The following is a 26,624-nucleotide window of genomic DNA, read 5'->3' as shown; positions in this document are numbered from 1 at the left end:
AGCCACTTGCGCGGGTCGAGACGCGGGTTCACTCGGCGCCCTCCGAGGACTCTTCGGCCGCCGGGTCTTCGGGGGCGATGCCCGCCGGCACCTTGCCCAGCAGGTAGTAGTCGAGGGCCTGGCGGGCGATCGGGGCGGCCGACTGGGCGCCGAAGCCGCCGTTTTCGACCAGCACGGCCAGGGCGATCTTGGGCTTGTCGGCCGGGGCGAAGGCGATGAACCAGGAGTGGTCGCGCAGGCGCTCGGCGATGCGCCCTTCCACGTACTTGCCGCCGCGCAGGGAATACACCTGGGCCGTGCCCGTCTTGCCGCCCACTTCATAGGGCGCCCCGGCAAAGGCCCGGGCGCCGGTGCCGGCCTTGTTCACGCCGACCATGGCGCGCTTGATGAGGTCGATATGGGCCTGCTTGAGGGGGATGGTGCGCAGGGGTTCGGGCTCGACGGTGCGCCGCTCGCCGGTCTTGGCATCGACCACATGGCGGGCGATGTGGGGCCGGAAGAGCACGCCATTATTGACCAGCGCCGCCAAGCCCTGGGCCATCTGCAGGGGGGTGTAGGCGTTGTAGCCCTGACCGATGCCCACCGAGATGGTCTCGCCGCCGAACCACTTCTGCTGCTCGGGCCGCTTGAAGCGCTTCTTCTTCCACTCGGGCGAGGGCAGCACGCCCTCGGACTCGCCGGGCAGGTCGATGCCGGAACGCTGGCCGAAGCCGAAGGGGCGCATGAAGCCGGCAATGGCGTCGATGCCCATGTCGTTGGCCAGCATGTAATAGTAGGTGTTGCAGGAGACGACGATGGACTTGTAGAGGTCGACGCCGCCATGGCCGCCGACCTTGTCGTCCATGAAGCGGTGGCCGCCGAAGTTGAAGTAGCCCGGGTCGGCGAGGGTCTGGTTGGGGGTGCGCTTGCCGGTGGTGAGGGCGCCTAGGGCCATGAAGGGCTTGAAGGTGGAGCCCGGCGGGTAGGCGCTGTAGATGGCCCGGTTGAGCAGGGGCTTGTCCTGGTCGGTGTTGAGCTGGTCCCAGTCCTGGGGGGCGATGCCGTCTACGAACAGGTTGGGGTCGAAGGTGGGGGTGGACACCATGGCCAGCACGCCGCCGGTGGAGGGCTCGATGGCCACCAGGGCGCCACGCCGGTTGCCGAAGGCCTTTTCGACGATCTCCTGGAGCTTGAGGTCGAGGGTCAGGATCACGTTGTTGCCGGGGATGGCCGGGGTGCGGCGCAGCAGGCGCACGGCACGGCCGCCGGAGTCCACCTCGACCTCCTCGAAGCCGGTGATGCCGTGGAGCTCGCGCTCGTAGCTCTTCTCGAGGCCGGACTTGCCGATGTGGTCGGTGCCCCGGTAGTTGGCCGAGTCGTCGCTCTCCTCGATGCGTTCGAGGTCGCGGTCGTTGATGCGGCCGATGTAGCCGATGACGTGGGACGCAAAGCTGCCCATGGGATAGTCGCGGAACAGCCGGGCCTTCAGCTCCACCCCGGGGAAGCGGTAGCGCTGGGCGATGAAGCGGGCGACTTCTTCATCCGACAGACGGTTGCGCAGGGGCAGGGATTCGAAGCTCTTGGATTCATCCATGAGCTTCTTGAGGCGCTTGCGGTCCTTGGGCTGGATGTCCACCAGCTTGGACAGCGCCTCGATGGTGGCTTCCAGGTCGGCCACCTTGGAAGGGGTGATCTCGAGGGTGTAGGCCGAGTAGTTGCGCGCCAGCACCGTGCCGTTGCGGTCGGTGATCAGGCCCCGGTTGGGGACAATGGGCACCAGGGAGATGCGGTTGTCTTCGGCGCGGGTGGAGTAGTAGTCGTAGCGCACCACCTGCAGATAGACAAAGCGCGCCACCAGCAGGCCGAAGCCGATCAGGGCGACGATGCCGGCCACGGCCAGTCGGCCGCGGAAACGGGCGAGTTCCTGCTCAGGGGTGCGGATGCCGGCCATGGGGGCTCAGATGGGGCGGTTGTCGTCCCGCTCCACGGGCTGGTACTGGGGCAGCAGCAGCACATAGTGCAGGGGAATCCACAACACCGCGGCAACGAAGCTGCCGAAGAACATCCACCAGCCGGGAAACTCGGCGCCGGCCATGAGGCGCACGATGACCATCACCAGCTGGGACAGGAACAGCAGGGGCAGCACGTGCAGGGCCTGCTCCACCGGGGTGAACCACAGCACCCGGCGCGACAGCTCGTTGGCGGCGTAGGCCACCAGCACGTAGGCGAAGGCATGCTGGCCGAGGGCCGCGCCCACCCCGATGTCGGTGAGCAGCCCGAACACGAAGCCCGCGCCGATGCCGATCTTGAGGGGCTCACGCACGCACCAGAAGGCCAGCACCAGGGCCACGAAATCGGGCACCGCGGGCAGGTGGCCGGTGGGAATGTAGTTGAGGAACAGGGCGATGAAGAGGGTGGTGTAGACAAACCACATCTTCACCGGCAGAAGGATGCGACGGGAGCGATTGGTGGGCTGCACGGCTTAGTCCTTGGCAGGCCGGGCCTTGCGGCCCTTGATCTTGCCCGCCACCGGCTCCACCTCCGGCGGCCGCGCCGGCAGGCTCTCCCGGTGGCCGAGGACGAGCACATGGGTGAAGCGCTCGACGCCGGCGGCCGGCAGGCAGGGAATGCGGGCGAAGGTCTGGGCCTGGTCGCGCTCGACCCGGGCCACAGTGGCCACCGGCAGGCCGGCCAGGAAGACGCCGTCGAGGCCCGAGGTGACGATCTTGTCGCCCGGCTGGACGTCGGCATTGGCGGCGAGGTAGCGCAGCTCCATCAGGCCATCACCGGAGCCGAAGAGCACGGCCCGGAGCCCGCTGCGCACCACCATCACCGGAATGGCCTGGTCTTTGTCGGTAAGCAGGGTCAGCTCGGACTGCATGGGGAAGACGCGGGTGATCTGGCCGACCACGCCGACATCGTCCACCACCGCCTGACCGGCCTCGATACCGGCCTGGGCGCCCTTGTCGAGGATGACCTTGCGCGAGAACGGGTCCTTGGCGGTGTACATGATCTCAGCGACCGTGGATTTCACCGGCTGGCGCTCGCGGGCCTCGAGGAGGGTGCGCAGGTGGCGATTCTCCTGTTCGAGCTGCTCCAGGCGCAGCAGGCGCTCGCCGCCCTGCAGCTGGCGGCTCTTGAGCTCCTTGTTCTCGATCTGCAGGCGCACCAGGGAGGCGAAGTAGTCGGAGGCGTTGCGCACGAAATCCGCCGGGGTGGCCGCCGCCATCTGCAGCGGATAGGCCAGCACCGACAGGCCCTGGCGGAAGGCGTCGAGATAGCGCAGCTTGAGATCACTCACCAGCAGCGCCAGGGACAGCACCAGGAAGAACACGAGCTTGGCCAGCGGCGCCGGCCCGCGTTTGAAGAAGGGAGGAGGAGAATGGCCGACCAAGGGGCGGATCGCTCAGGTCGCTCGGCAAACGGCGGCACCCGGGACATGCCCGGGTGGGTGGCAGCGGCTGGAGAACACGGGGTTCAGCGCCGACGCCCTGGCCGTCAGGCCGATTTTATTCGCTGGTGAAGATGGAGCCGAGCTGGTCCATCTTCTCGAGGGCCATGCCGGAACCACGCACCACGCAGGTCAGCGGGTCGTCGGCGACGATGACGGGCAGGCCGGTCTCTTCCATCAGCAGACGGTCGAGGTCGCGCAGCAGGGCGCCACCACCGGTCAGCACCATGCCGCGTTCGGCGATGTCGGCGCCGAGTTCGGGCGGGGTCTGCTCCAGGCCGATCTTGACCGCGGAGACGATCTGGTTGAGGGGCTCGGTGAGGGCTTCGAGGATCTCGTTGGAGGAAATGGTGAAGGCGCGGGGGATGCCCTCGGCCAGATTGCGGCCCTTGACTTCCATCTCCTTGACTTCGGAGCCGGGGAAGGCGGAGCCGATTTCCTTCTTGATGGACTCGGCGGTGGTTTCGCCGATGAGCATGCCGTAGTTGCGGCGGATGTAATTGACGATGGCCTCGTCGAACTTGTCACCGCCGACGCGGATGGAGCCGGCATAGACCATGCCGCCCAGGGAGATCACGCCCACCTCGGTGGTGCCGCCGCCGATGTCGACGACCATCGAGCCCGTCGCGTCGGCCACCGGCATGCCGGCGCCGATGGCCGCGGCCATGGGTTCTTCGATGAGATAGACATTGCTGGCACCGGCGCCCAGGGCGGATTCACGGATGGCGCGACGCTCGACCTGGGTGGAGCCACAGGGCACGCAGATGATGATGCGCGGGCTGGGCGAAAACAGGCGGGTGTCGTGGACCTTCTTGATGAACTGCTTGAGCATCTGCTCGGTGACCGTGAAGTCGGCGATCACGCCGTCTTTCATCGGCCGGATGGCAGTGATGTTGCCCGGCGTCTTGCCCAACATCTGCTTGGCCGACATGCCCACCGACAGGATGGTTTTCTTGGCGTTCGGCCCGCCTTCGGTGCGGATCGCCACCACGGACGGTTCGTCGAGGACGATCCCCTTGCCGCGAACGTAGATCAGGGTGTTGGCGGTGCCGAGGTCGATGGCGAGATCGTTCGAAAAATAGGAGCGCAGAGAACCAAACATCGGAGAAAAATCCCGGAAAAACCGTTAGGAGGGGTTGGGAATTGGGGCAACAGAATCGCTTATGATAACCTACAAACCTTTGTCGTTTAAGCAACTTTGTAAATTACCATGTCCCTGTCCCTCGACGAAGTCCGGCATATTGCCAAGCTCGCCCGCCTCGAACTCGCCGAGGGCGATCTGGATGCCACCCAGGCCAAACTGAACGGTATTTTCGGTCTCATCGAGGAGATGCAGGCGGTGAATACCGACGGGGTCGAGCCCATGAGCCACCCCCAGGATCTGGCCCAGCGCCTGCGCGAAGACCAGGTTGCCGAAAGCGACCGCCGCGCCGCCTACCAGTCCGTCGCCCCCCAGACCGAAGCCGGGCTGTACCTGGTGCCCAAGGTCATCGAATAAGCCCTCCGCCGCTCCGGCGCCCCTACACAGCCCCACGCCCAGCCCCACGCACCATGATCGATTCCAGCCTCAAGGACATCGCCGCGGCCCTCCGCGACAGGAAAGTCTCCGCCGTCGAACTCGCCACCGAGAGCCTGGCCCGCATCGACGCCGGCAATGCCAGGATCAACGCCTTCGTCACGGTTGACCACGACGGCGCCCTGACTGCCGCCCGCGCCGCCGACGCCCGCCTGGCGGCCGGCAACGGCGGCCCGCTCACCGGCATCCCCCTGGCCCACAAGGACGTCTTCTGCACCGAAGGCGTGCTGACCACCTGTGGCTCGAAGATGCTGTCCAACTTCGTCAGCCCCTACGACGCCCACGTGGTGAGCCTGCTCAAGGCCGCCGGCACGGTGATGGTGGGCAAGGCCAACATGGACGAATTCGCCATGGGCTCCTCCAACGAGAACTCCCACTTCGGCCCCACCCGCAACCCCTGGAACACCGACAAGGTGCCCGGCGGCTCCTCCGGCGGCTCGGCCGCGGCGGTGGCGGCACGCATGGTGCCCATCGCCACCGGCACCGACACCGGCGGCTCGATCCGCCAGCCGGCGGCCCTGTGCGGCATCACCGGCATCAAGCCCACCTATGGCCGGGTGTCCCGCTACGGCATGATCGCCTACGCCTCGTCCCTGGATCAGGGCGGCGCCTTCGGCTGCAGCGCCGAAGACTGTGCCGTGCTGCTGTCGGCCATGGCCGGCCACGACCCCCGCGACTCCACCAGCCTGGAGCAGGGCCCCGAAGACTTCGCCCGTGAGTGCACCCAGGTGGGTGCCCAGCCCCTCGCCGGCCTGCGCATCGGCCTGCCCAAGGAGTTCTTCGCCGAGGGCATGTCCGACGACGTGCGCGCCGCGGTGGAGGCCGCCATCGCCGAATACCGCAAGCTCGGCGCCACCACCGTCGAGGTGAGCCTGCCCAACGCCCGCCTGGCCATCCCCGCCTACTACGTGATCGCCCCGGCCGAGGCCAGCTCCAACCTGTCGCGCTTCGACGGCGTGCGCTACGGCCACCGGGCCGCCGAGTACGGCGACCTCAACGACATGTACTGCAAGAGCCGCGCCCAGGGTTTTGGCGGCGAAGTGAAGCGGCGCATTCTGGTAGGCACCTACGTGCTCTCCCATGGCTACTACGACGCCTACTACATCAAGGCCCAGAAGCTGCGCCGCCTGATCGCCAACGACTTCGCCACCGCCTTCGAACAGTGCGACGTGATCGCCGGCCCGGTGAGCCCCACCGTGGCTTTCGGCATCGGCGAGAAGAGTGACGACCCGGTGCAGATGTACCTGTCGGACATCTACACCATCGCCGTCAACCTGGCCGGCCTGCCCGCCCTGTCCCACCCGGCCGGCTTCGGCGCCGGCAATCTGCCGGTGGGCCTGCAGCTGATCGGCAACTACTTTGGCGAGGCGCGCCTGCTGGGCACCGCCCACCAGTTCCAGCTGGCCACCGACTGGCACCGGCAGGCGCCGGCCGGCTTCTGAGGCCGCCGCCGATGATGTCCCTGCGCGTGCCCTGCCGCATCGCGGCCGGCCTGGCCCTCGCCGTGCTGGCCGGCTGTGCTGCCGTGGATCAGGTCACCCACCGCCCCGAGACGGCCCCCGCCGCCCGTGACCAGCCCCCCTCGGCGCCGGTGGAGCGCCCCGGCGGCAAGCTCAAGCCCATGCCCCTGCGCACTTTCACGGTCAAGACCGAGTGCCGCTTCAAGGACGAAGCCGGCAACTTCGGCAAGGCCACCGTGGACGTGAGCGACTCCAAGGTGCGCGCCTTCAACGTGGAAATGACCATGCCGAAGCGTGGCAGCTGCCGCTACGATCTGGCCCAGTTCCGCCAGACCCAGGCCCTGCCGTCCATCGAACTCACCGGTGCCCGCGAATGCCGGGTGCGCATGTGGGAGCAGGGCGAGCAGATCACCGTGGCCTTCGCCGGTTGCCACCACCTGTGTTCCCCTTCCAGCGCCCACGACTACGTGTGGCCGCTGCTGATCGACAAGCCTACGGGCCAGTGCGACTAAGCGACTAATTTAGAGAGCCTCCTCATGAGCAGAACCGACTGGGAAGTCGTCATCGGGCTGGAAGTGCATACCCAGCTCAACACGCAGTCCAAGATATTTTCCGGCGCCAGCATCGCCTTCGGCGCCGAACCCAACGCCCAGGCCTGCGCCGTGGACATCGCCCTGCCCGGCGTGCTGCCGGTGCTCAACAAGGGTGCCGTGGAGCGGGCCATCCGCTTCGGCCTGGCGGTGGGTGCCACCATCGCCCCGAAGAGCATCTTCGCCCGCAAGAACTACTTCTACCCCGACCTCCCCAAGGGCTACCAGATCAGCCAGTACGAGCTGCCCGTGGTGGTCGGCGGGCAGATCCCCCTGTTGGTGCCGGACGGCAAGGGCGGCGCCTACGAAAAGGTGGTCAACCTGACCCGCGCCCACCTGGAGGAAGATGCTGGCAAGAGTCTGCACGAAGACTTCCACGGCATGACCGGCATCGACCTCAATCGTGCCGGCACGCCGCTCCTCGAGATCGTCTCCGAACCCGAGATGCGCTCGTCCGCCGAGGCCGTGGCCTACGCCAAGGCCCTGCACGCCCTGGTGCGCTGGATCGACATCTGCGACGGCAACATGCAGGAAGGCTCCTTCCGCTGCGACGCCAACGTGTCGGTGCGCCCCCGCGGCCAGGCCGAGTTCGGCACCCGCCGCGAGATCAAGAACCTCAACAGCTTCCGCTTCCTGCAACAGGCCATCGACTTTGAAGTGCAGTGGCAGATCGACCTGATCGAGGACGGCGGCAAGGTGCAGCAGGCCACCGTGCTGTTCGACCCGGACAGTGGCGAAACCCGCGCCATGCGTTCCAAGGAAGACGCCCACGACTACCGCTACTTCCCCGACCCCGACCTGCTGCCGCTGGTCATCGGCGCCGACTGGATCGAACGGGTGAAGGGCGAGCTGCCCGAGCTGCCCGCTGCCCTGTCGGCCCGCTTCCAGGGGGAATACGGCCTGTCGGCCTATGACGCCACCACCCTCACTGCCAGCCGCGAAACCGCCCAGTTCTACCTGGACACCGTTGCCGCGGCCGGTGCCGCCAACGCCAAGACCTGCGCCAACTGGGTGATGGGCGATCTGGCCGCGCGCCTCAACAAGGCGGAGCTGGACATCACCGCCAGCCCGGTGAGCGCGACGCAACTGGCCGGCCTGGTGGCACGCATCGCCGACAACACCATCTCCAACGCGATTGCCAAGAAAGTCTTCGAGGCGCTGTGGAACAAGGAAGGTGAGTCCGCCGACGCCATCATCGACGCCCATGGCCTCAAGCAGGTCACCGACACGGGCGCCATCGAGGCGATCATCGACGAGGTGCTGGCCGCCAATCAGAAGTCGGTGGAAGAGTTCCGAGCCGGCAAGGAGAAAGCCTTCAACGCCCTGGTCGGCCAGTGCATGAAGGCCAGCAAGGGCAAGGCCAACCCTGCCCAGGTGAATGAGCTGCTGAAGAAGAAGCTCGGCTGAATCCGCCAACACTGGTAATCAGAGGTCCGGGGGCGACTTAAGTCGCCCCTGCACGCCCCTGAAAGTCGCCCGTGCTTACCGGGCCTCTACCCAGCTTTCACGGAAAGTACGGCAGCAGGGCCTTTGCCGCATCGATGCGCTGCTCGGCACTGGCGCTCGGGTCGTTCATCACGGCCAGCAGGAAGCTCTTCGGATCCACAAAACCGCTGCCCACGGCCAGCCCGGCGCGGGGCGCTGCGCCGGGGAATGCCGGCGCCTCCATCACCAGCCCGGTCACCGGCCCACCCGAAGCCGGCACCATCGCCCCGGCCGGCGCGAGCACGCTCAGCACGCGCTGAAAATCCACCAGCGCGATGGACTTGAAGCCCGCCAGCAGCTCGGCCTGACGCTCCGGGCTCGGCGCCATGTCGAGCCAGGTTTCGTCGGCGAACATGCCTCCCATGGCGGGGTCGATGAAGGCCGTCCAGCAGCCATCGCCCGCTTCATGGGCGGGCGCGATGGGCACCGAACGCAGCGCAACCGACGGCAGCAGCGTCAACTGGGCGGCCGGCACCTCGGCCAGGAAGCGCGCCTGCAACCCCGCGAGGAAGGCCTCTGCCCGGGACAACGGCACCGGATCAGCGAGCGAGAACCACACCCTAAAGCCCGCCCTGCCGGCCACCGACACCGCCGGCGCCGGCAGCTCCAGCACATTCACCACGCCTTCGCACAGGGCCGCCACCGGCGCCCAGCCGGCCGCCGGCGCCACGCCGATCACCATTGTCCACACCCGCTCGTCGGAGCTCAGCAGGTCGAGCGGAAAACCCGCCTCGGGCAGCGGATCGGGCAGATCCTGGCCCGGCCGGCCGAAGAGGCGCTGCAGTTCAGCACTCAGGGAATGCATGGCCACCCTCCATCAAAGTCACATCAAAGCCGCATCAATGTACAAGCCCCTCACCCGCTTGCAAAGCCCGCCTGCGGGCGCTGCCGGGCACCCTCGCTACGGCAGCCCGCCCGCGCCGAAGGCCCCGTCCAGATACACCAGCAAAGCCTTGATCCGGGCCGGCTGGTAACGCCGGCTCGGATAGGCCACGTAGAGCGGGCTGGCGTCATAGATGGCATCGGGGAAGAGATCCACCAGGCGTCCGGCCGTCAGATCTTCCGCCACGTCCAGCCGCGACTTGTAGGCGATGCCCTGCCCCTCCAGGGCCCATTTGCGGACCAGGGCGCCGTCGTCGGCGGCCCGATCGCCGCTGACCGTGATCTCCTGCTGCTGCCCGCGATGGAAGAGACGCCAGCGGTTGAACAGCTCGCCGTTGCGATAGAAGCAGATGCAGTTGCGCCCCACCAGGGCAGCAAAGGACTCCGGCTGGCCATGGGCCTGCAGGTACGCGGGCGCGGCGACGAGGACACGCCGGTTGTCACAGAGCTTGCGCCCGACCAGGTTGGCGTCTTCCGACAGTCCGTAGCGCAGCACCAGGTCGATGGGGTTGCGGTACAGGTCGATGAGACCGTCGGACAGATGCATCACCAGGCGCAGCTGGGGATGGCGCTGGCGGAAGGGTTCGAGCAGGGTGTCGAGGCGGTCACGGCCGAGGTCGGACGGCGCACCGAGGTGGATGTCGCCGCTGAGCTGCTCCCGCCCCTGCTTCAGGGCGGCCAGACCTTCATCGATGGCCTGCCCGGCCTGGATGCAGTAACCCAGAAAATCCTCGCCCGCCTGGGTTAGGCGCAGGGAGCGGGTGGAGCGCTCCAGCAGCTGGCTCTCCACCCGCTGCTCCAGGCGCTTGAGCGCCGCGCTGGCCGCCGCGGCACTGAGCCCCAGGGCACGGCCGGCCGCGCTGATGTTGCCCAGCTCGGCCACGCGGATGAAGAGCTGCACATCGGGAAAATGAAGCATTTTCAAAATCTGTTTGATAGTCCGTTAAATACTAGACCAATTATCAAACCGGATGCGCTTGCCTAGACTGGGCCACCTCCTCATCCAAGCGCTCACCACCATGCACGACCTCCTCTTCCGCCCCTTCCCCCTCGGCACCCTGGAACTGCCCAACCGCATCGTGATGCCGCCCCTGACCCGGGCCCGGGCGGCCCAGCCGGGCAATGTGCCAACGGAGATGAACGCCACCTATTACGCCCAGCGCGCCAGCGCCGGCCTGATCATCGCCGAAGCCACCGACATCTCCGCCGACGCCAAGGGCTACTCCCTGACCCCGGGCGTACACAGCCCGCAACAGATTGCCGGCTGGCGGCAGGTGACGGATGCCGTGCACCAGGCCGGCGGGCGGATCTTTCTGCAGATCTGGCACTGCGGACGCATGTCCCACCCGGCGCTGCGGGGTGGCGAACAGACCGTGGCCCCGTCGGCCATCGCCTTTCCCGGCCAGATCTGGCTGGCCGGCCCGGATGGCCAGGGCAGCATGACCGACTGCCCGACGCCCCGCGCCCTCGCCCTTGACGAAATCCCCCCCATCGTCGCCGCCTTCCGGCAGGCAGCCCTGAACGCCATGGAAGCGGGTTTCGACGGGGTGGAGATCCATGCGGCCAACAGCTACCTGATCGACCAGTTCCTGCGCACCACCTCGAACCAGCGCAGCGACCCGTACGGTGGCAGTCGCGAAAACCGCCTGCGCTTTCTGCTCGAAGTCACCGATGCGGTAATCGGTGCCATCGGCGCCGACCGGACCGGCGTACGCCTGTCGCCGCGCAACCAGGCCCGCGGCATGGACTGCCCGGACAGCATCCCCACGGCCCTGGCCGCCGCTGCCCTGCTGCACCAGCGTGGCGTGGCCTACCTGCACTTCAACGAGCCGGAGGAGAACCCGCCCAGCGCCGCCGCCGAAGACTTCCGCCGGCAGCTCAGGGCGGTGTTTCCGGGCCCGGTGATCGTGGCCGGCGCCTACACGGCGGCGCGGGCCCGTGCGGTGCTGGCCAGCGGCCAGGCCGACCTGGTGGCCTTTGGCCGGCCCTTCATCGCCAACCCGGACCTGCCGGCCCGCCTGCAGCATGGCTGGCCGCTCAACCCCGCGGACGCCTCGCGCTTCTTCGGTGGCGACGCCCGGGGGTATCTCGATTACCCCAGCCATCCCGCCCTCACCGAGGAGATCCCCGCATGAAAGCCGTTGGCTACCTGCAGGCCGGCGCCATCGACCGGCCCGATGCCCTGCTCGACATCGAACTCCCCCGCCCCTCGCCCACCGGCCGCGACCTGCTGGTGGAGGTGCAGGCCATCGCCGTGAATCCGGTGGACACCAAGGTGCGCCGCAGCGCCACGCCACCACCGGGTGAGTACAAGGTGCTGGGCTACGACGCGGTCGGCATCGTCCGCGAGGTGGGGCCCGGAGTGCGCCTGTTTCGGCCGGGGGATGCGGTGTGGTACGCCGGCGCCATCGACCGCAGCGGCAGCAACGCAGAGTTTCAGCTGGTGGATGAACGCATCGTCGGGCACAAGCCGGCCAGCCTGCCCGCGGCCGAGGCGGCTGCCCTTCCGCTGACCGGCATCACCGCCTGGGAGCTGCTCTTCGACCGCCTGCAGGTACCCCTGGCCGGTCAGGGACGCCCCGCCAGCCTGCTCATCGTCGGCGCGGCCGGCGGAGTTGGATCGGTGCTGATCCAGCTGGCCCGCCAGCGCACCGGGCTGACGGTGATAGGTACCGCCTCCCGGCCGGAGAGCCAGGCCTGGGTGACCGAGCTGGGCGCCCATCACGTCATCGACCACCGCCAGCCCTTCGCCCCCCAGATCGCCGCCCTGGACGCCCCGCCGGTGGACTACGTGATCAGCCTGACCCACACCGACACCTATTTCACCCAGCTGGTGGAGGTGCTCGCCCCCCAGGGCAAGCTGGCCCTGATCGACGACCCGGAGCCCATCGACGTGCGCCTGCTCAAGCGCAAGAGCCTGAGCCTGCACTGGGAGCTGATGTTCACCCGCTCCCTCTTCCAGACCGCCGACATGGAAGCCCAGCACCAGCTGCTCGATGCCCTGGCCGGGCTGGTGGATGCCGGGGTGGTGCGCAGCACGGTGCAGGCCCGGCTGGGGCCGATCTGCGCCGACAACCTCAAAAAGGCCCACGCGCTGCTGGAAAGCGGCGCCGCCGTCGGCAAGATCGTGCTGGAGGGCTTCCGCTGAGCACGCCGGCGCCCTCCCCCCGGAGGGCGCCTCAGCCGTCCTGCCGCCCGCGGCGCAGCCAGCGCAGGAGGGTGGCGTAGAGCCGGTCCGGCTCCACCGGCTTGGACAGGAAGTCGTCCATGCCGGCCGCCATGCACTGGGCCCGGTCTTCGGCAAAGGCGTTGGCGGTCATGGCGACGATGGGCAGGCGCAGCCCGCCGGCCATGCGGCGGATCTGCCGGGTGGCCTCGAGCCCGTCCATCTCGGGCATCTGCATGTCCATCAGCACAAGGTCGAAGGACGAGTTGCGCACCATGTCCACCGCCACCGCGCCATTGCCGGCCACCGCCACGTCGAGCCCGGCGTCCTGGAGGAAGAGCCGCGCCACCTCCTGATTCACCGGCTCATCTTCCACCAGCAGGATGTGGGCACCGGCATGATCGCGGCGCAGGACGGCCTCCGCCCCCACGGCCGGGCCGGGGGCCGACAGGACATGGGGAATGCTGCTGCCTATCCCCAGCCAGGCGGTGAACCAGAAGGTGCTGCCCTCGCCCGGGGTGCTGTCGGCGCCGGCCTCGCCGCCCATCAGCTCGGCGAGGCGCCGGGTGATGACCAGCCCGAGGCCGGTGCCACCGTACTTGCGGGTATTCGAGGCGTCTGCCTGCTCGAAGGCCCGGAACAGCTTGGGCAGGGCCTCGGGGACAATGCCGATGCCGGTATCGCTGACCTCCACCCGCAGCAGCAGGCGCTCGCCCTCCCGCGCGGCCACGCGGACGGAGAGGGTCACGCTGCCGGCCTCGGTGAATTTGACCGCGTTGCTGGCCAGGTTGAGCAGGGCCTGGGTGAGCCGGGTGGCATCCCCCCGCAGCAGGCACAGCAAGGGCTCGCATTGCACCGACAGGTGCAGGCCCTTGGCGCTGGCCTTCTCGTGGACCATGGAAGCCACATTGGCCACCAGGCTGTCGAGGGCGAACAGGCCTTCTTCGAGGAGGAACTTCTCGGCCTCGATCTTGGAGAGATCCAGGATGTCGTTGATCACCGCCAGCAGGTGGCGGGCCGCGTTGTCGATCTTGCCAAGCTGCTCCGCCTGGCTGGGGCTGGCGCCTTCGCGCTGCATGATGCGGGCCATGCCGAGCACCGCGTTGAGCGGGGTACGGATCTCGTGGCTCATGTTGGCCAGGAAGGCGCTCTTGGCGCGGCTGGCGCTCTCGGCGGCTTCCTTGGCCAGGGCCAGTTCGCGGGTCCGGGCCTCCACCAGGCTCTCGAGCTGCAGGCGATGGCGGGCCAGTTCGGCCTCGTTGCGCTTCTGCTCGGTGATGTCCTGCTTTATGCCCAGGTAATGGGAGATGCTGCCATCGGCCCGGCGCACCGGGGAGATGACCGCCGCCTCCACGTAGACTTCCCCGGTCTTGCGCCGATTGACCAGCTCGCCCTGCCACACCCGGCCCTGGCTGAGGCAGTTCCACAGCTCGCGGAAGACCTCGGGCGAAGTCTCTCCGGAGTGCATGATCCGCGGGTTCTCACCACGCACTTCGTCGAGGGTGTAGCCGGAAGCCTGCTCGAAGGCCTTGTTGACGTACAGGATGCGCGCGTCCAGGTCGGTCAGCACGATGCTGCCCGGGCTCTGTTCCACCGCGGTGGACAGCATGCGCAGCTGCTCCTCGGCCCGCTTGCGTTCGGTGATGTCGGAGAACAGGCAGGCAAACTGCCCGACGCGAGGGGAGTAGTAGTGGTTCTCGTAGTAACGCCCGGTGGCCGCCACGTAGCCCTCCAGGCTGGCATGCTGCCCCGACAAGGCCGCCCTGACATGGGCATCGAACCAGAAGTCCTCGAGGCCCGGGAAGAGGGTGCGCACCGTCTGGCCGATGACCTGCTCGCGGCTCAGCCCCATGATGCGCGAGTAGGCCGGATTGACGTCGAGGAAGCGCCAGTCCACCGGGCTGCCCGCCGCATCGTTGATGAGCTCGGCGAGGAAGAAGCCCTCCTGCATGGATTCGAAGAGGTAGCGGAAGCGGGCATCGGCCGTCAGACGCTCATCCAGGGCGCGCTTGCGTTCGGTGATGTCGGTGGAGATGCCGCACAGGGCGTAGATGCCGCCGTCCTCCCGGCGCAGGGGCAGCTTGATCGAGAGGTAGCTGCGGGATTCGCCGGTACGGCGATCCACGTTGGTCTCCTCGACCTCGATGCGCTCACCCTCTTCGATGATGCGGCGGTCATTGGCCCGCAGCGCGACGGCCGTCTTCTCGTCGAAGTACGCCGCGTCGGACGTGCCCACGAGCTGCTCGCGGCGGACACCGAACAGCTCGGCCACCGCCCGGTTGGCGTAGGTGTAGTGGTATTCGTGATCCTTGATGTAGATGTAGGCGCCGACGTTGTCGAGGATGGTCTCGAGCATCTCGTCGCTCTGCCGGCGCAGCATCTCGGCCTGGCGGCGGGCGGTCACGTCGAGGACGATCCCGATGTAGCTGCCGATCCGGCCATCGTCGCCCACCACCGGCTGGCCCCGGCACATCAGCCAGCGCGGGGCCTCGCCGGGCTGCTGGCAGAGTGGGTATTCGGCCTCGAAACCCTCGCCCCGCTCCCGCGCGGCGAGGATGATGGCCTCCACCCGGTCCCGGTCGTCGGGGTGGATCGTGTTGCGCCAGGCCTCGTAGGACGGGGTGCAGGAATGGGCAGGCAGGCCGTAAAGCGCCCACAGTTCGTCGGACCAGTAATTGTTGTTGCTCTCCAGGAACCACTCCCAGGAGCCCGCCCGGGCCGCATCCAGGGCCAGGCGCAGACGCCGCTCGCTGGCCCGCAGCAGGGCCTCGGAGAGGCTGCGCTCGGTGACGTCGGAGACCGTCGCCAGCACATGCTCGACGCCATCCAGCTCGAGGCTGCCCAGGCTGATCTCGATGGCGATCTCGTCCCCCGACTTGCAGCGCCCGCGCAGGTTGCGCCGGGCCATCAGGGCATGGGCCTGTTCGGGTGCCCTGCGGTACAGGGCGCGCTGGCCCGCATGGGCCGGGCGCAGGGGTTCGGGCACCAGGATATCGACCGACTGCCCGGACAGCTCGCCCGGGGCGTAGCCGAACATGCGCTCCAGGGCCGGATTCACCAGCACCATCTGCCCGTCCGGATCGACCACCAGCAGCCCTTCCACACTGGAGTTCCAGACCTGCCGGAAGCGCGCCTCGCTGTCGGCCTGGGCGGCCTCGGCCCGGTGCAGGTCGGAGATGTCGGTGAAGGTGAGCACCGCACCCGCATGTTCCCCCACCTCATTGCGGTAGGTGTCGATCTGCATCAGATAGTGGAAGCCCCGCTGGTGCACGTGCTCCACCCGGGACACGCCGCCACTCACCACCGCACCGACCCACTCCCGCAAGCGGGGCAGATCCAGGTGGCAGGGCACGCCGTAGAGAAACTGTCCGATGTCGTTGGGCAGCAGCCCGAAGATCCGGCTGGCGAGGGTGTTGAAGCGGGTCACCCGCCCGTCCCGGTCCACCACCACCAGGCTGGTGCGGATGGAGTTCTGGATGTTGCCGAGCGTGGCATTGAGCTGGACATACTCGAGGGATTTGACCCGTAGCTCGTCGTTGAGGGTGGTGAGCTCCTCGTTGGAGGCCTGCAGCTCCTCGTTGGAAGACTGCAGCTCTTCACTGGACGACTGGATCTCCTCGTTGAGGGACTGCAGCTCCTCGTTGGACACCTCCAGCTCTTCGATCACCGTCTGCAGGTGGGCCCGGGTATCGGCGAGCTCCTCACGCAGCCGGGCGATCTCGTCCATGGCATCGACAGGCAGCAGGGCCGGCCCCGCCTCGCCCCCGGCCTGAGCCGGGTGCACCGGGCTTTCCTCGAAGCTGATCAGCACCGCCGCTTCACCAAGCTCGTCCAACCCGACCAGGCGACGCAGCACCGGGCGCACGCGCAGGGTCTGCTCACCGAACTGGACCTGTACACCACCCCCGTACAGCACCTCGGCCTTGTCCTGGCGCAGGCGATAGCACAAGGCCTTCAGTTCGCCACGCAACTCGGGCAGACACAGGGAAAACACCGAAAAATCGGCGCTGGCCACGGGCAGGGAGAAATAGCGCCGGCTCGCGCCGAAGAAATGCAGGGGTGCAAACGCCGCATCCACCAGCACCCCCGGGGGGCCATAGGCTTCGAGCATCAGCTGGCGGCTGTGTTCGACCAGATCGTGCACCGGATTGCCCTGGGCCGGCACCGCCAGCACCGGCCGCACCGGCCGCTCGACGATCCCGAGGCGGGGTGCCCGGACCATGCGCGCGCCCGTGGCAGCCCTGCGCCGGTAGAGCTTGACGGCAGGGTCGACGGCCTCGAAGAGCCCGGCCGCACTGCCCACCGACTCGGACTGCCCCAGCAGCAGCAGCCCCCCCGGGTTGATGGCGAAGTGGAAGGTGCGGATGAGCTCGGCCTGCTGAGCCGGCTTGAAGTAGATCAGGATGTTGCGGCAACTCACCAGGTCCATCCGGATGAACGGGGGATGCCCAGTGAGATCATGGGCCGAGAACACGCACAGCTCGCGCAGGCGCTTGACCACCCGCCAGCCGCCACCATCCGGCCGGAACCAGCGGTTGCGGCGCTCGGCGTCGAGCCCGGCGAGATCCGCCGCGGCATACACGCCGGCCCGGGCAAACTCCAGGGCCTCCTGGTCGATGTCGGAGGCGAAGACCCGCAGCTCCCACTGGTCCAGCCGGTCACCAAGGATCTCGGCGAGCAGGATGGCGATGGAATAGGCCTCCTCGCCGGTGGCACAGGCCGGCACCCACACCCGCAGGGCATCCCCCGGGCGCTTGGCCGCGACCAGGGTGCGCAGGCTGCGCCCCAGGGCCTCGAAGACGGCCCCGTCACGGAAGAAGGACGACACGGAGATCAGAAAGCAGTTCTGCAGCAGGCTCAACTCGGCCGGGTCGGCCTGCACGCGTGCAAGGTAATCCTCGAGGCAGGCAAAACCCATGGCCTGGCTGCGCCGCAGGGTCTGGCGCCGCAGGGTGCTTTCCTTGTAGACGCTCAGGTCAACCCCGGTTTCACGGGAGGTCAGGGCAAGCAGGGTGCGGAAGGCACTGTCTTCCGCCTCGGCGCGCTGCTCGGCCAGATTGTCGAGACGGCCCCTGGCATCGTTGAGCCAGTCGACCACCGCCTCCAGGGTGTCCAGCCCCTCGTCCGTCAGGTAGAGCACAGCCCCTCCCGCCGCCCGGATGGCACGGGCGCCCGCAATCTCGTCGCAGCCCGATGGCACCGGCAGGACTCCGACCGCGGCCTCCCCGCCGATCTCGGCCACCGAGCCGAGCAAGCGGTCAAGCACGGCCACCGCCGTGTCCCCCGGGCCCGCCGACAAGACCTTCAGCCCGTTCCCGTGGAAGACCAGCACCTGCCCTTCCGGACAGACATGGACACAGTCGACCTCGGGGAAGACCCCATCCTGCGCATGACACACCCGCAGGCGGCACTCCGCAGCGAGTTCATCCACCCCCAGGGGATCGGCCAGCACAAAGGCGGCATGGCCCCGCGGGTCAAGGCGCCGCAACAGTTCCCTGAGACGCTCTGGTTTGTCCGCAAAGCCGCCCAGGACCACCAGGCAGGGCCGCTCGCCGGCATCCGGAGTCGCGGTGCCGACCATACTTGTTGCCGTCATAGCGTGTTGCAAATCGCCGATCTGAGAATGACTGTTTCGCGATGGTATTCCGAAGCAAGGGGGTTTTCCATGACGTGGGACAGGCCGCCGTTTCAACGCCTCCTCACACCCCTTGCGAAACCTGTCCGGACGTTCCATGATGAAGCATCAGCCCCACCTGGAGATGCCACCATGATTCGTTCCCTTGCCCTGATGCTCGCCCTGGCCCTGGGTTTCACCGCTGCGGCCCAGGCCTGTGGCGACAACGCCAAGCACACCAAGCCCGACATGAGCAAACCGGCGGCCCCCAAGACGGGTACCTGACCGGCCAGAAGAGCAAGGGCGCCCATGGGCGCCCTTTTTTGCCACAAAAACACCCCGGGGCCCGCAGCACACCCACGGGGAGCCCCCATGCAGAGGAGCGTGGGAGGCTCTTGTTTCTGATCGCCTTTTTTCCTGTTTCAACGCATCGGCCATTAAACCCATAAACGGAGACACCTATGCCCAACAGAACCCTGCGTCAGGTCGTGGAAGGCCAGACCCTTATTTCCTCCATTGCCGATACCTCCGTCCGCGCCGCGGCCATCGCCATGGCCAACAGCAAGGTTGGCGCCATCATGGTGGTGGACGACAAGGGCCAGCTTGCCGGCCTGTTCACCGAGCGTGATGTGCTCAACCGAGTCGTGGCCAAGGGTCTCGATCCGGACAAGACGCCCCTGTCGGCGGTCATGACCAGTTCGCTGCAGACTGCTTCGCCCGACAAGCCCCTGGCCCACGCCCTGCACATGATGTTTGAAGGCGGTTTCCGCCACGTGCCGGTTGTCGAGAACGGCCGGCCGGTGGGCATGGTGTCGGCCCGCAACGCCCTCGGCCTGGAAATCTGCCAGTTCGAGAAGGAGCTGAAGGACCGCGACCACATCGCCGAGATCCTCTGACCGCGCCACCGACTCATAACGCTGAAAGGCCCCTTGCGGGGCCTTTCAGCGTCTACCGCACCGGTCCTGACGCGCCCGGCCCCGGTCAAATCGCCTAAGATTGCGCTTTCCCCATCATCAAGAAAGCGTCAAGCCCATGTTTTCCGGAATCGTTGCCGCCACCGGCCGCATCCTGAATGTGTCCCCCCTCGAAGAAGGCGTGCGCCTCACGGTGGACGTCGGCACCCTGGATCTGGACGATGTGCAGCTGGGTGACAGCATCGCCAACAACGGCGTCTGTCTCACCGTGATCGCCCGGGAGGGCAACACCGTCCAGTTCGATGTCTCCCGCGAAAGCCTCAACTGCACCGTCGGGCTGGATGCCCCTGGCGAGGTCAACCTCGAGAAGGCCCTGCGCCTGGCCGACCGCCTGGGCGGCCACCTGGTGACCGGCCACGTGGACGGCCTGGGTGAGGTGCTGCGCTTCGCGCCCGTTGGCGAGAGCCACGAACTGGTGATTCGCGCGCCGGCCGCCCTCGCCGGCTACATTGCCCGCAAGGGCTCAATCACCGTGGATGGGGTGAGCCTGACCGTGAATCAGGTCGAGGGCTGCGACTTCTCCATCAACCTGATCCCCCACACGGTACAGGTGACCACCCTGCGCCGCCTGGTGACAGGCAGCAAGGTGAACCTGGAGATCGATCTGATCGCCCGCTACTGCGAGCGCCTGCTGAGCATGGAGCGCAGCACCGGCTGAGCCACATCAGCCGCGCCGGCGACGGGGTGACGGTTCTGTCACCGGCAATGAGGCCGGCAGCCCCTGTTCCCATCCAGGTCGTGCCCGTCGAGGGAGAGCTCCGCCGCCTGGACAGCCGGAGCCTGCATCACCGCAAGGCCCCCAAGCTATAAAGTCGCGCTTGGCCGCCCGGGTGTGGGAAAATGGCCGGCCCAGGAAACACTTTACGGCCTGACTGCCCACCGTCGATCCGACAGGACACTCAGCACCATGCTCATGAATCGCAGAAGATCACAGAAGAACCCGCCCCTGCGGCAGGGTGGGCCCGTCGCCCGTGCCCATGCGCACCTTCAGGGTCAGCGCCACACAACCGTTGCCGGAGAATCCTTGCCATGAGCGCACTCGCCCCCATCCAGGACATCATTGCCGACATCAAGGCGGGCCGGATGGTCATCCTCGTGGACGAGGAAGACCGGGAGAACGAAGGCGATATCGTCATCGCTGCCGAGTTCATCACCCCCGAAGCCATCAACTTCATGGCCAAGCACGCCCGTGGCCTGATCTGCCTGACCCTCACCGAAGAACGCTGCCGCCAGCTGGGCATCAACCACATGGCGCGGGACAACCGCAGCCAGTTCAGCACCGCCTTCACCGTCTCCATCGAGGCTGCCGAGGGCGTCACCACCGGCATCTCCGCGGCCGACCGGGCGCGCACCGTTCAGGCCGCCGTGGCCCGCCACGCCAAGGCCAGCGACATCGTGCAGCCGGGCCACATCTTTCCGATCATGGCCAAGCCGGGCGGCGTGCTCATCCGCGCCGGTCACACCGAAGCGGGCTGCGACCTGGCGGGCATCGCCGGGCTGGAGCCCGCCTCGGTGATCTGCGAGATCATGAACGATGACGGCACCATGGCCCGCCTGCCCGAACTCATCGAGTTCGCCCGGGAACACGATCTCAAGATCGGCGCCATCCGCGACCTCATCGAATATCGCGCCCGCACCGAAAAGCTGGTCGAGAAGGTCAGCGAAAAGAACGTGGACACGCCCTATGGCCCCTTCCGCCTGTCGGCGTTCGAAGACAAAACCTCCGGCGAAGTGCACCTGGCCATGGCCTTTGGCGACATCCGCCCCGAGGTGGACACCCTGGTCCGCGTCCACGAGCCGGTCTCGGTGCTCGATTTCCTCGACCCCAGCAGCGGCCGTCACAGCTTCCCGGTGGATGCCTCCCTCAAGCACATCGCCGAGCATGGTCACGGCGTCATCGTGCTCCTTTATCGCCCCCAGACCGGTCAGGACCTCCTGGCCCAGCTGTCCGGCGACACCGGCGCCAGCCGCCCGGCCCAGAAGTGGGATCCGCGCCTGTTCGGCATCGGCGCCCAGATCCTGTCCGGCCTCAATGTGGGCCGGATGAAGATCCTCGCCAGCCCGCGCAAGATCCCCAGCATGGCCGGCTTCGGCCTGACCGTCGTCGGCCACGTGGCCCCCGGCGCCTGAGCTCCGCGCTCCGCTCCTCCCCATACAGGACATCCCATGCCCCGCTACGAAAACATCCACGAAATCGAACCGAACCTGGACGGCCACGGCCTCCGCGTCGGTGTCGTCATGTGCCGCTTCAACCTCGACGTCTGCGAAGGCCTGCTGTCCTCATGCACGACCGAACTGCAGCGCCTCGGTGTTGCCAGTGACGCGATCACCATTGCCACCGTCCCCGGCGCCCTCGAAGCACCGCTGACCCTGCAGGTGATGGCCCGGAGCGGCCGTTTCGACGCGCTGGTCGCCCTCGGCGCGGTGATCCGCGGCGAGACCTACCACTTCGAGCTGGTCTCCAACGAACAAGGCGCCGGCCTCACCCGCGTCACCCTGGATACCGGCGTCCCCATCGCCAACGGCATCCTCACCACCGAAGATGACGACCAGGCCCTGGCCCGCATGCAGGTCAAGGGTGCCGATTGCGCCCAGGCTGCCGTCGAAATGGCCCGTCTCCTGAAGGCACTGGCATGAGCACACCCAACAAGTCCCCCCGCCGCCGCGCCCGCGAATTCGCCCTTCAGGGCGTCTATCAGTGGCTGCTGAGCCAGGCCCAGCTCACCGCCATCGAAAGCCAGCTCGGCGAAGTCGGCGGTTTCGACAAGTGCGACCGGGATCTCTTCCTCGGCCTGCTGCGCGGCACCATCAGCAACGCCCCCGAGCTGCAGGTCGGCTTCGCGCCCTACATCGACCGCCAGCTCAACGAACTGTCGCCCATCGAGCGCGGCATCCTGCTGATCTCCACCTTCGAGCTGATCCATCGCCCGGAGACCCCTTACCGGGTCATCATCAACGAGGCCATCGAACTGGCCAAGGGCTACGGCGGCACCGACGGGCACAAGTTCGTCAATGGCGTGCTCGACAAGCTGGCGGCCCGCGTGCGTGCCGACGAAGTGGAAGCCAACGCCCAGCAGCGCCGCGCCGCCCGCAACGGCAATCCGGGCTGAGCCCGGCTCTGACGGCGCCCACGCCACCGCGATGCCCTCCGAATTCGCCCTGATCCGCCGTCATTTCACCCGCCCCGCCCGCCATACCGACCTGGCGGTGGGCGACGACGCCGCCCTGATCCGCGCCCGCCCGGGCATGCAACTGGCCATCTCCACCGACATGCTGGTGGCCGGCACCCACTTCTTTGCCGACACCGACCCCGAAGACCTGGGCTGGAAGACCTTGGCGGTGAACGTCTCCGACCTGGCCGCCATGGGTGCCGAACCCCGCTGGGTGGTGCTCGCCGCCAGCCTGCCGGGGGCCGACGAAAGCTGGATCGCCCCCTTTGCCCGGGGCTTCTTTGCGTGCTGCGAGGCCTTCGGCATCGACGCCATCGGTGGCGACACCACCCGCGGCCCCCTCAACCTGTGCCCGACCATCTTCGGCGAGCTGCCCATCGGCCAGGCCATCACCCGCAGCGGCGGCCGGCCCGGCGATGAGCTGTGGGTGTCCGGCGCACCAGGGCGCGCCGCCCTCGGCCTGGCCCACCTGAAGGCCGAGATCCAGCTCGCCCCCGGCTGGCGTGACGACTGTGTGGCGGCACTGCAGCGGCCCCAGCCCCGCGTGGCCCTGGGCTTGGCCCTGCGCGGCCTGGCCACGGCCATGCTCGACGTCTCCGACGGCCTGCTGGGCGACCTGGACCACATCCTCGAGCTGTCCGGCGTCGGCGCCGAGGTGGATGAAGCCGCCCTGCCCCTGGCGCCGCTGATCGCCGCCTGTGGCGACCCGGAGCGGGCCTTCCAGGCCTGCACCGCCGGCGGTGACGACTACGAGCTGCTGTTTGCCACCCCCGCCGCACGCCGCGACGATCTGGCCGCCCTGTCGGCCCGCCTCGAGCTGCCCCTGCACTGCATCGGGCGCCTCACCGACACGCCGGGCCAGCTGCAGCTGCGCCGCGCCGACGGCCGTCTGGAACAACTCGCCGTACGCGGCTACGACCATTTCGGCCGCGACGCATGAAACCAAACCTGCGCTTCCTGGTCTCCGACCCGGCCCACTTCATCGCCCTCGGCTTCGGCTCCGGCCTGATGCCGAAGGGCCCGGGCACCGCCGGCACCCTGGTCGGCTGGCTGCTCTTCCCCTTCGTCCGTGCTCCCCTGTCCGACGCCCTGTTCGGCGGGCTGTTGCTGGCCAGCTTCCTGTTCGGCATCCTGGCTTGCGAGCGCACCGGACGCGCCCTGGGCGTGGCCGACCACGGCGGGATCGTGTGGGACGAGATCGTCGCCATCTGGCTGGTGCTGTGGCTGACGCCCCCCACCCTGGCCTGGCAGACCACCGCCGTCGTGCTTTTCCGCTTCTTCGACATCGTCAAGCCGCCGCCCATCCGCTGGGTGGACGAGCGCACCCGCGGCGGTCTCGGGGTGATGTTCGATGACCTGCTGGCCGCCGGCTACACCCTGCTGGTGCTGGCCCTGCTCGTGAGGTTTGCAAGCTGATGGATACCCGCCTCGAAGCCCTCTCCCGCGCCGTCGGCGACCACCTCCAGTCCCGCGGCTGGAGACTGGCTACGGCCGAATCCTGCACCGGCGGCTGGGTCGCCGAGGTGGTGACCGCCACAGCCGGCAGCTCGGCCTGGTTCGACTGCGGCTTCATCACCTACTCCAACGATGCCAAGTGTGCCCTGCTCGGCGTCTCCCCCATGACCCTGGCCCGCCACGGCGCGGTCAGCGAACAGACCACCGCGGCCATGGTGCGAGGCACCCTGGAGCGCGCCGAGGCCGACCTGGCACTGTCCATCTCGGGGGTCGCCGGCCCCACCGGCGGCTCGCCGGAAAAGCCCGTCGGCACCGTATGCTTCGGCTGGGGGCGTGCTGGCGAGACACCGGGTACCGCCACCTGCCATTTCGACGGCGACCGGGAGTCCGTGCGCTACCAGGCCGTCGTCTTCGCCCTCGAAGAGCTCCTGCGCCGCTACGCCTGAGGGGCCGCAGGGCGGCCGCCTGCGATCGAGGTAGACGTTCGCCGGGAACTGTATAAAATATCAGTTACGCGCAAGCACACTCCGTACCTGCTGCAGCGCGTCCACCCGCACGCAAACTCTGTGCCATAATCTCCAAAACCCTTTAAGCAAGGATCAGACAAATGGATGACAACAAGGCCAAGGCCCTCGCCGCCGCGCTTTCCCAGATCGAAAAGCAGTTCGGCAAAGGCTCGATCATGCGTCTCGGCGACGGCGAGGTCGAAAGCGACATCCAGACCGTCTCCACCGGTTCGCTGGGCCTCGACATCGCCCTCGGCATCGGCGGCCTGCCCCGCGGCCGGGTCGTCGAGATCTACGGCCCCGAATCCTCGGGCAAGACCACCCTCACCCTCCAGGTCGTCGCCGAAATGCAGAAGCTCGGCGGCACCGCCGCCTTCATCGACGCCGAACACGCCCTCGATGTCACCTACGCCCAGAAGCTCGGCGTCAATATCGGCGACCTGCTGATCTCCCAGCCCGACACCGGCGAACAGGCCCTCGAGATCGCCGACATGCTGGTGCGCTCCGGCGGCGTGGACGTGGTGGTCATCGACTCCGTGGCCGCCCTCACCCCCAAGGCCGAAATCGAAGGCGAAATGGGTGACCAGCTGCCCGGCCTGCAAGCCCGCCTCATGTCCCAGGCCCTGCGCAAGCTCACCGCCAACATCAAGCGCACCAACACCCTGGTGATCTTCATCAACCAGATCCGCATGAAGATCGGCGTGATGTTCGGCAGCCCCGAGACCACCACTGGCGGCAACGCCCTCAAGTTCTACGCCTCGGTGCGCATGGACATCCGGCGTATCGGCACCATCAAGAAGAATGACGAGGTGATCGGCTCCGAGACCAAGGTCAAGGTCGTCAAGAACAAGGTGGCCCCCCCGTTCCGCGAGACCCTCTTCGACATTCTCTACGGCGAGGGCAGCTCCCGCGAGGGCGAGATCATCGATCTGGGCGTGCAGCACAAGTTCGTGGACAAGTCCGGCGCCTGGTACGCCTACAACGGCGAGAAGATCGGTCAGGGCAAGGACAACGCCCGCGAGTTCCTCAAGGCCAATCCGCACATCGCCCGGGAGATCGAGAACAAGATCCGCGTCGCCTGCAGCCTCCCCGAGATGGCGGTCATCCCGCCCGCCGCAGCGGCTGCCTGACGCCCCCGCCCACGCTGCCATGGCCCAGAGCCTCCACGAACGCGCCCTGCGCTGCCTCGCCCTGCGGGAACACTCCCGGGTCGAGTTGGCGCGCAAGCTGGGCGGGCTGGGCAGCGAGGACGAAGTCAGGGCCGAACTCGACCGGCTGGTGGAGCTCGGGCTGCTCTCGGACGCCCGCTTCGCCGACGCTTACATACGCGCCAAGGCCAGCCGTTTTGGCCGCACCCGGCTGCAGGTCGAGCTGAGCCGGCGGGGGGTCGCCCCGGAACTCATCGCCACCACCCTCGACGAGGCGGACACCGACAGCGAACTGGACCGCGCCAGGGAAATTCACCAGCGAAAGTTCGCCACGCCCCCCCCGGACGCGCGAGAATGGGCACGGCAGGCGAGATTCCTTCAAGGTCGCGGCTTTTCAACCGAAATCATTCGTAGAGTCCTGAGAGAACATCCCGGCGATGAGCCTGCTTAAAGTCAGCAACCTGCGCAAGAAGTACAAGGCACGCACCGTTGTCCACGACGTCTCCTTCAACGTCGGCAGCGGCGAAGTCGTGGGCCTGCTCGGCCCCAATGGCGCAGGCAAGACCACCTGCTTCTACATGATCGTCGGCCTGGTGGCCGCCGACGGGGGCGAGATCACCCTCGATGACCAGGTTCTGACCCACCGCCCGATCCACCAGCGCGCACGCCTCGGCCTGTCCTACCTGCCCCAGGAGATGAGCGTCTTCCGCAAGCTCACCGTGGCCGAAAACATCCAGGCCGTGCTGGAGCTACAGCACCACGGCAAGGCCCAGATTGCCGCGCGGCTCGACGAGCTGCTCAACGAACTGGGCATCGAACACCTCCGCGACAGCACGGCCATCTCCCTTTCGGGCGGCGAGCGCCGCCGCTGCGAGATCGCCCGTGCCCTGGCTACCGACCCGCGCCTGATCCTTCTCGACGAGCCCTTTGCCGGCGTCGACCCGATCGCCGTGATCGACATCCAGAAGATCATCCGCTTCCTCAAGGACAAGGGGATCGGCGTCCTCATCACCGACCACAACGTCCGCGAAACCCTCGGCATCTGCGACCGCGCCTTCATCATCAATGCCGGCGAAGTGCTGGCCAGCGGCCGCCCCGACGAGATCGTCCACAATGAGCAGGTGCGTCAGGTCTACCTTGGCGAACACTTCAGGCTCTGAGCACCGAG

At 67.7% G+C, this 26,624-nt stretch carries 25 protein-coding genes; 18 read left to right on the top strand and 7 right to left on the bottom strand.

Going from position 1 to position 26,624, the window contains the following annotated elements; all coding sequences use genetic code 11:
• Positions 1–28: 28 nt before the first annotated feature.
• From mrdA to L6Q67_RS14335, 4 genes are all read right to left on the bottom strand, one after another.
• Entirely contained in the window at positions 29–1,930 is a 1,902-nt protein-coding gene (gene mrdA, locus L6Q67_RS14350) for a penicillin-binding protein 2 (RefSeq protein ID WP_296570590.1), read from the bottom strand.
• A 6-nt stretch (positions 1,931–1,936) separates the two neighbouring features.
• A complete protein-coding gene (gene mreD / locus L6Q67_RS14345) occupies positions 1,937–2,458 on the bottom strand; it encodes a rod shape-determining protein MreD (protein ID WP_296570586.1) in 522 nt (173 codons plus the stop codon).
• 3 nt (positions 2,459–2,461) lie between these two features.
• Entirely contained in the window at positions 2,462–3,373 is a 912-nt protein-coding gene (gene mreC, locus L6Q67_RS14340; RefSeq protein ID WP_296570583.1) for a rod shape-determining protein MreC, read from the bottom strand.
• Positions 3,374–3,488: 115 nt separating this feature from the next.
• Positions 3,489–4,532, bottom strand: coding sequence for a rod shape-determining protein (locus L6Q67_RS14335; protein ID WP_296407110.1), 1,044 nt, complete (start codon positions 4,530–4,532; stop codon positions 3,489–3,491).
• 108 nt (positions 4,533–4,640) lie between these two features.
• Here L6Q67_RS14335 and gatC point away from each other — a divergent pair, with 108 nt between their 5' ends.
• The 4 genes from gatC to gatB are packed head-to-tail and all read left to right on the top strand — an operon-like array spanning position 4,641 to position 8,463.
• A complete protein-coding gene (gene gatC / locus L6Q67_RS14330; RefSeq protein ID WP_296570578.1) occupies positions 4,641–4,928 on the top strand; it encodes an Asp-tRNA(Asn)/Glu-tRNA(Gln) amidotransferase subunit GatC in 288 nt (95 codons plus the stop codon).
• Positions 4,929–4,981: 53 nt separating this feature from the next.
• A complete protein-coding gene (gene gatA, locus L6Q67_RS14325; protein ID WP_296570577.1) occupies positions 4,982–6,448 on the top strand; it encodes an Asp-tRNA(Asn)/Glu-tRNA(Gln) amidotransferase subunit GatA in 1,467 nt (488 codons plus the stop codon).
• A gap of 11 nt (positions 6,449–6,459) precedes the next feature.
• Positions 6,460–6,978 carry a hypothetical protein gene (locus tag L6Q67_RS14320; RefSeq protein ID WP_296570574.1) on the top strand — a complete coding sequence of 173 codons (519 nt, stop codon included), beginning with the start codon at positions 6,460–6,462 and terminating at the stop codon, positions 6,976–6,978.
• A gap of 24 nt (positions 6,979–7,002) precedes the next feature.
• Positions 7,003–8,463, top strand: a complete 1,461-nt coding sequence (gene gatB / locus L6Q67_RS14315) for an Asp-tRNA(Asn)/Glu-tRNA(Gln) amidotransferase subunit GatB (protein ID WP_296570571.1) — start codon at positions 7,003–7,005, stop codon at positions 8,461–8,463.
• Between the two features lie 97 nt (positions 8,464–8,560).
• On the opposite strand, the gene L6Q67_RS14310 is transcribed toward gatB, so the two are convergent.
• Entirely contained in the window at positions 8,561–9,346 is a 786-nt protein-coding gene (locus L6Q67_RS14310) for a hypothetical protein (protein WP_296570568.1), read from the bottom strand.
• 96 nt (positions 9,347–9,442) lie between these two features.
• Complete coding sequence (locus L6Q67_RS14305; RefSeq protein ID WP_296570567.1) at positions 9,443–10,342, bottom strand: LysR substrate-binding domain-containing protein; 900 nt, start codon at positions 10,340–10,342, stop codon at positions 9,443–9,445.
• 100 nt (positions 10,343–10,442) lie between these two features.
• Between L6Q67_RS14305 and L6Q67_RS14300 the strand changes: the two genes are divergently transcribed.
• Together L6Q67_RS14300 and L6Q67_RS14295 are read left to right on the top strand one after the other, a co-directional pair.
• Positions 10,443–11,558, top strand: coding sequence for an alkene reductase (locus L6Q67_RS14300; RefSeq protein ID WP_296570564.1), 1,116 nt, complete (start codon positions 10,443–10,445; stop codon positions 11,556–11,558).
• Positions 11,555–12,571, top strand: coding sequence for a zinc-binding alcohol dehydrogenase family protein (locus L6Q67_RS14295; RefSeq protein ID WP_296570562.1), 1,017 nt, complete (start codon positions 11,555–11,557; stop codon positions 12,569–12,571). The genes L6Q67_RS14300 and L6Q67_RS14295 overlap by 4 nt, the downstream gene beginning before the upstream one ends.
• Before the next feature lie 31 nt (positions 12,572–12,602).
• Here L6Q67_RS14295 and L6Q67_RS14290 read toward each other — a convergent pair whose 3' ends face one another.
• On the bottom strand, positions 12,603–18,185 hold the full coding sequence (locus tag L6Q67_RS14290; RefSeq protein ID WP_296570559.1) for a PAS domain S-box protein: 5,583 nt from the start codon (positions 18,183–18,185) through the stop codon (positions 12,603–12,605).
• A gap of 171 nt (positions 18,186–18,356) precedes the next feature.
• Between L6Q67_RS14290 and L6Q67_RS14285 the strand changes: the two genes are divergently transcribed.
• From L6Q67_RS14285 to lptB, 12 genes are all read left to right on the top strand, one after another.
• Entirely contained in the window at positions 18,357–18,488 is a 132-nt protein-coding gene (locus tag L6Q67_RS14285; RefSeq protein WP_296570556.1) for a hypothetical protein, read from the top strand.
• A gap of 176 nt (positions 18,489–18,664) precedes the next feature.
• Entirely contained in the window at positions 18,665–19,099 is a 435-nt protein-coding gene (locus L6Q67_RS14280) for a CBS domain-containing protein (RefSeq protein WP_296570553.1), read from the top strand.
• Positions 19,100–19,235: 136 nt separating this feature from the next.
• Positions 19,236–19,835: a riboflavin synthase gene (locus tag L6Q67_RS14275; protein WP_296570551.1), complete on the top strand. Its 600-nt coding sequence runs from the start codon at positions 19,236–19,238 to the stop codon at positions 19,833–19,835.
• Positions 19,836–20,206: 371 nt separating this feature from the next.
• Positions 20,207–21,307, top strand: coding sequence for a bifunctional 3,4-dihydroxy-2-butanone-4-phosphate synthase/GTP cyclohydrolase II (ribBA, locus tag L6Q67_RS14270; RefSeq protein ID WP_296570548.1), 1,101 nt, complete (start codon positions 20,207–20,209; stop codon positions 21,305–21,307).
• Between the two features lie 36 nt (positions 21,308–21,343).
• Complete coding sequence (gene ribH, locus L6Q67_RS14265) at positions 21,344–21,814, top strand: 6,7-dimethyl-8-ribityllumazine synthase (RefSeq protein WP_296570545.1); 471 nt, start codon at positions 21,344–21,346, stop codon at positions 21,812–21,814.
• Positions 21,811–22,287 carry a transcription antitermination factor NusB gene (gene nusB, locus L6Q67_RS14260; protein ID WP_296570542.1) on the top strand — a complete coding sequence of 159 codons (477 nt, stop codon included), beginning with the start codon at positions 21,811–21,813 and terminating at the stop codon, positions 22,285–22,287. Before ribH ends, nusB begins: the two co-directional genes overlap by 4 nt.
• A gap of 31 nt (positions 22,288–22,318) precedes the next feature.
• Positions 22,319–23,287 carry a thiamine-phosphate kinase gene (gene thiL / locus L6Q67_RS14255; RefSeq protein WP_296570537.1) on the top strand — a complete coding sequence of 323 codons (969 nt, stop codon included), beginning with the start codon at positions 22,319–22,321 and terminating at the stop codon, positions 23,285–23,287.
• A complete protein-coding gene (locus L6Q67_RS14250) occupies positions 23,284–23,763 on the top strand; it encodes a phosphatidylglycerophosphatase A (RefSeq protein ID WP_296570527.1) in 480 nt (159 codons plus the stop codon). Before thiL ends, L6Q67_RS14250 begins: the two co-directional genes overlap by 4 nt.
• Positions 23,763–24,248, top strand: coding sequence for a CinA family protein (locus tag L6Q67_RS14245; RefSeq protein WP_296570525.1), 486 nt, complete (start codon positions 23,763–23,765; stop codon positions 24,246–24,248). The genes L6Q67_RS14250 and L6Q67_RS14245 overlap by 1 nt, the downstream gene beginning before the upstream one ends.
• Before the next feature lie 161 nt (positions 24,249–24,409).
• Positions 24,410–25,438 (top strand): recombinase RecA, encoded by a 1,029-nt coding sequence (gene recA, locus L6Q67_RS14240; protein WP_296570520.1) that lies wholly within the window; start codon positions 24,410–24,412, stop codon positions 25,436–25,438.
• 19 nt (positions 25,439–25,457) lie between these two features.
• Positions 25,458–25,907: a regulatory protein RecX gene (locus L6Q67_RS14235; protein WP_296570517.1), complete on the top strand. Its 450-nt coding sequence runs from the start codon at positions 25,458–25,460 to the stop codon at positions 25,905–25,907.
• Positions 25,894–26,616, top strand: a complete 723-nt coding sequence (gene lptB / locus L6Q67_RS14230) for an LPS export ABC transporter ATP-binding protein (protein ID WP_296570515.1) — start codon at positions 25,894–25,896, stop codon at positions 26,614–26,616. The genes L6Q67_RS14235 and lptB overlap by 14 nt, the downstream gene beginning before the upstream one ends.
• The last annotated feature ends 8 nt before the right edge of the window (positions 26,617–26,624 follow it).

It is taken from the genome of Zoogloea sp. (assembly GCF_023150065.1).
In the GTDB taxonomy this organism is placed as follows: domain Bacteria; phylum Pseudomonadota; class Gammaproteobacteria; order Burkholderiales; family Rhodocyclaceae; genus Zoogloea.
Note: the sequence above shows the minus strand (reverse complement) of the source record. Positions and strands in the feature narration are given on the sequence as shown.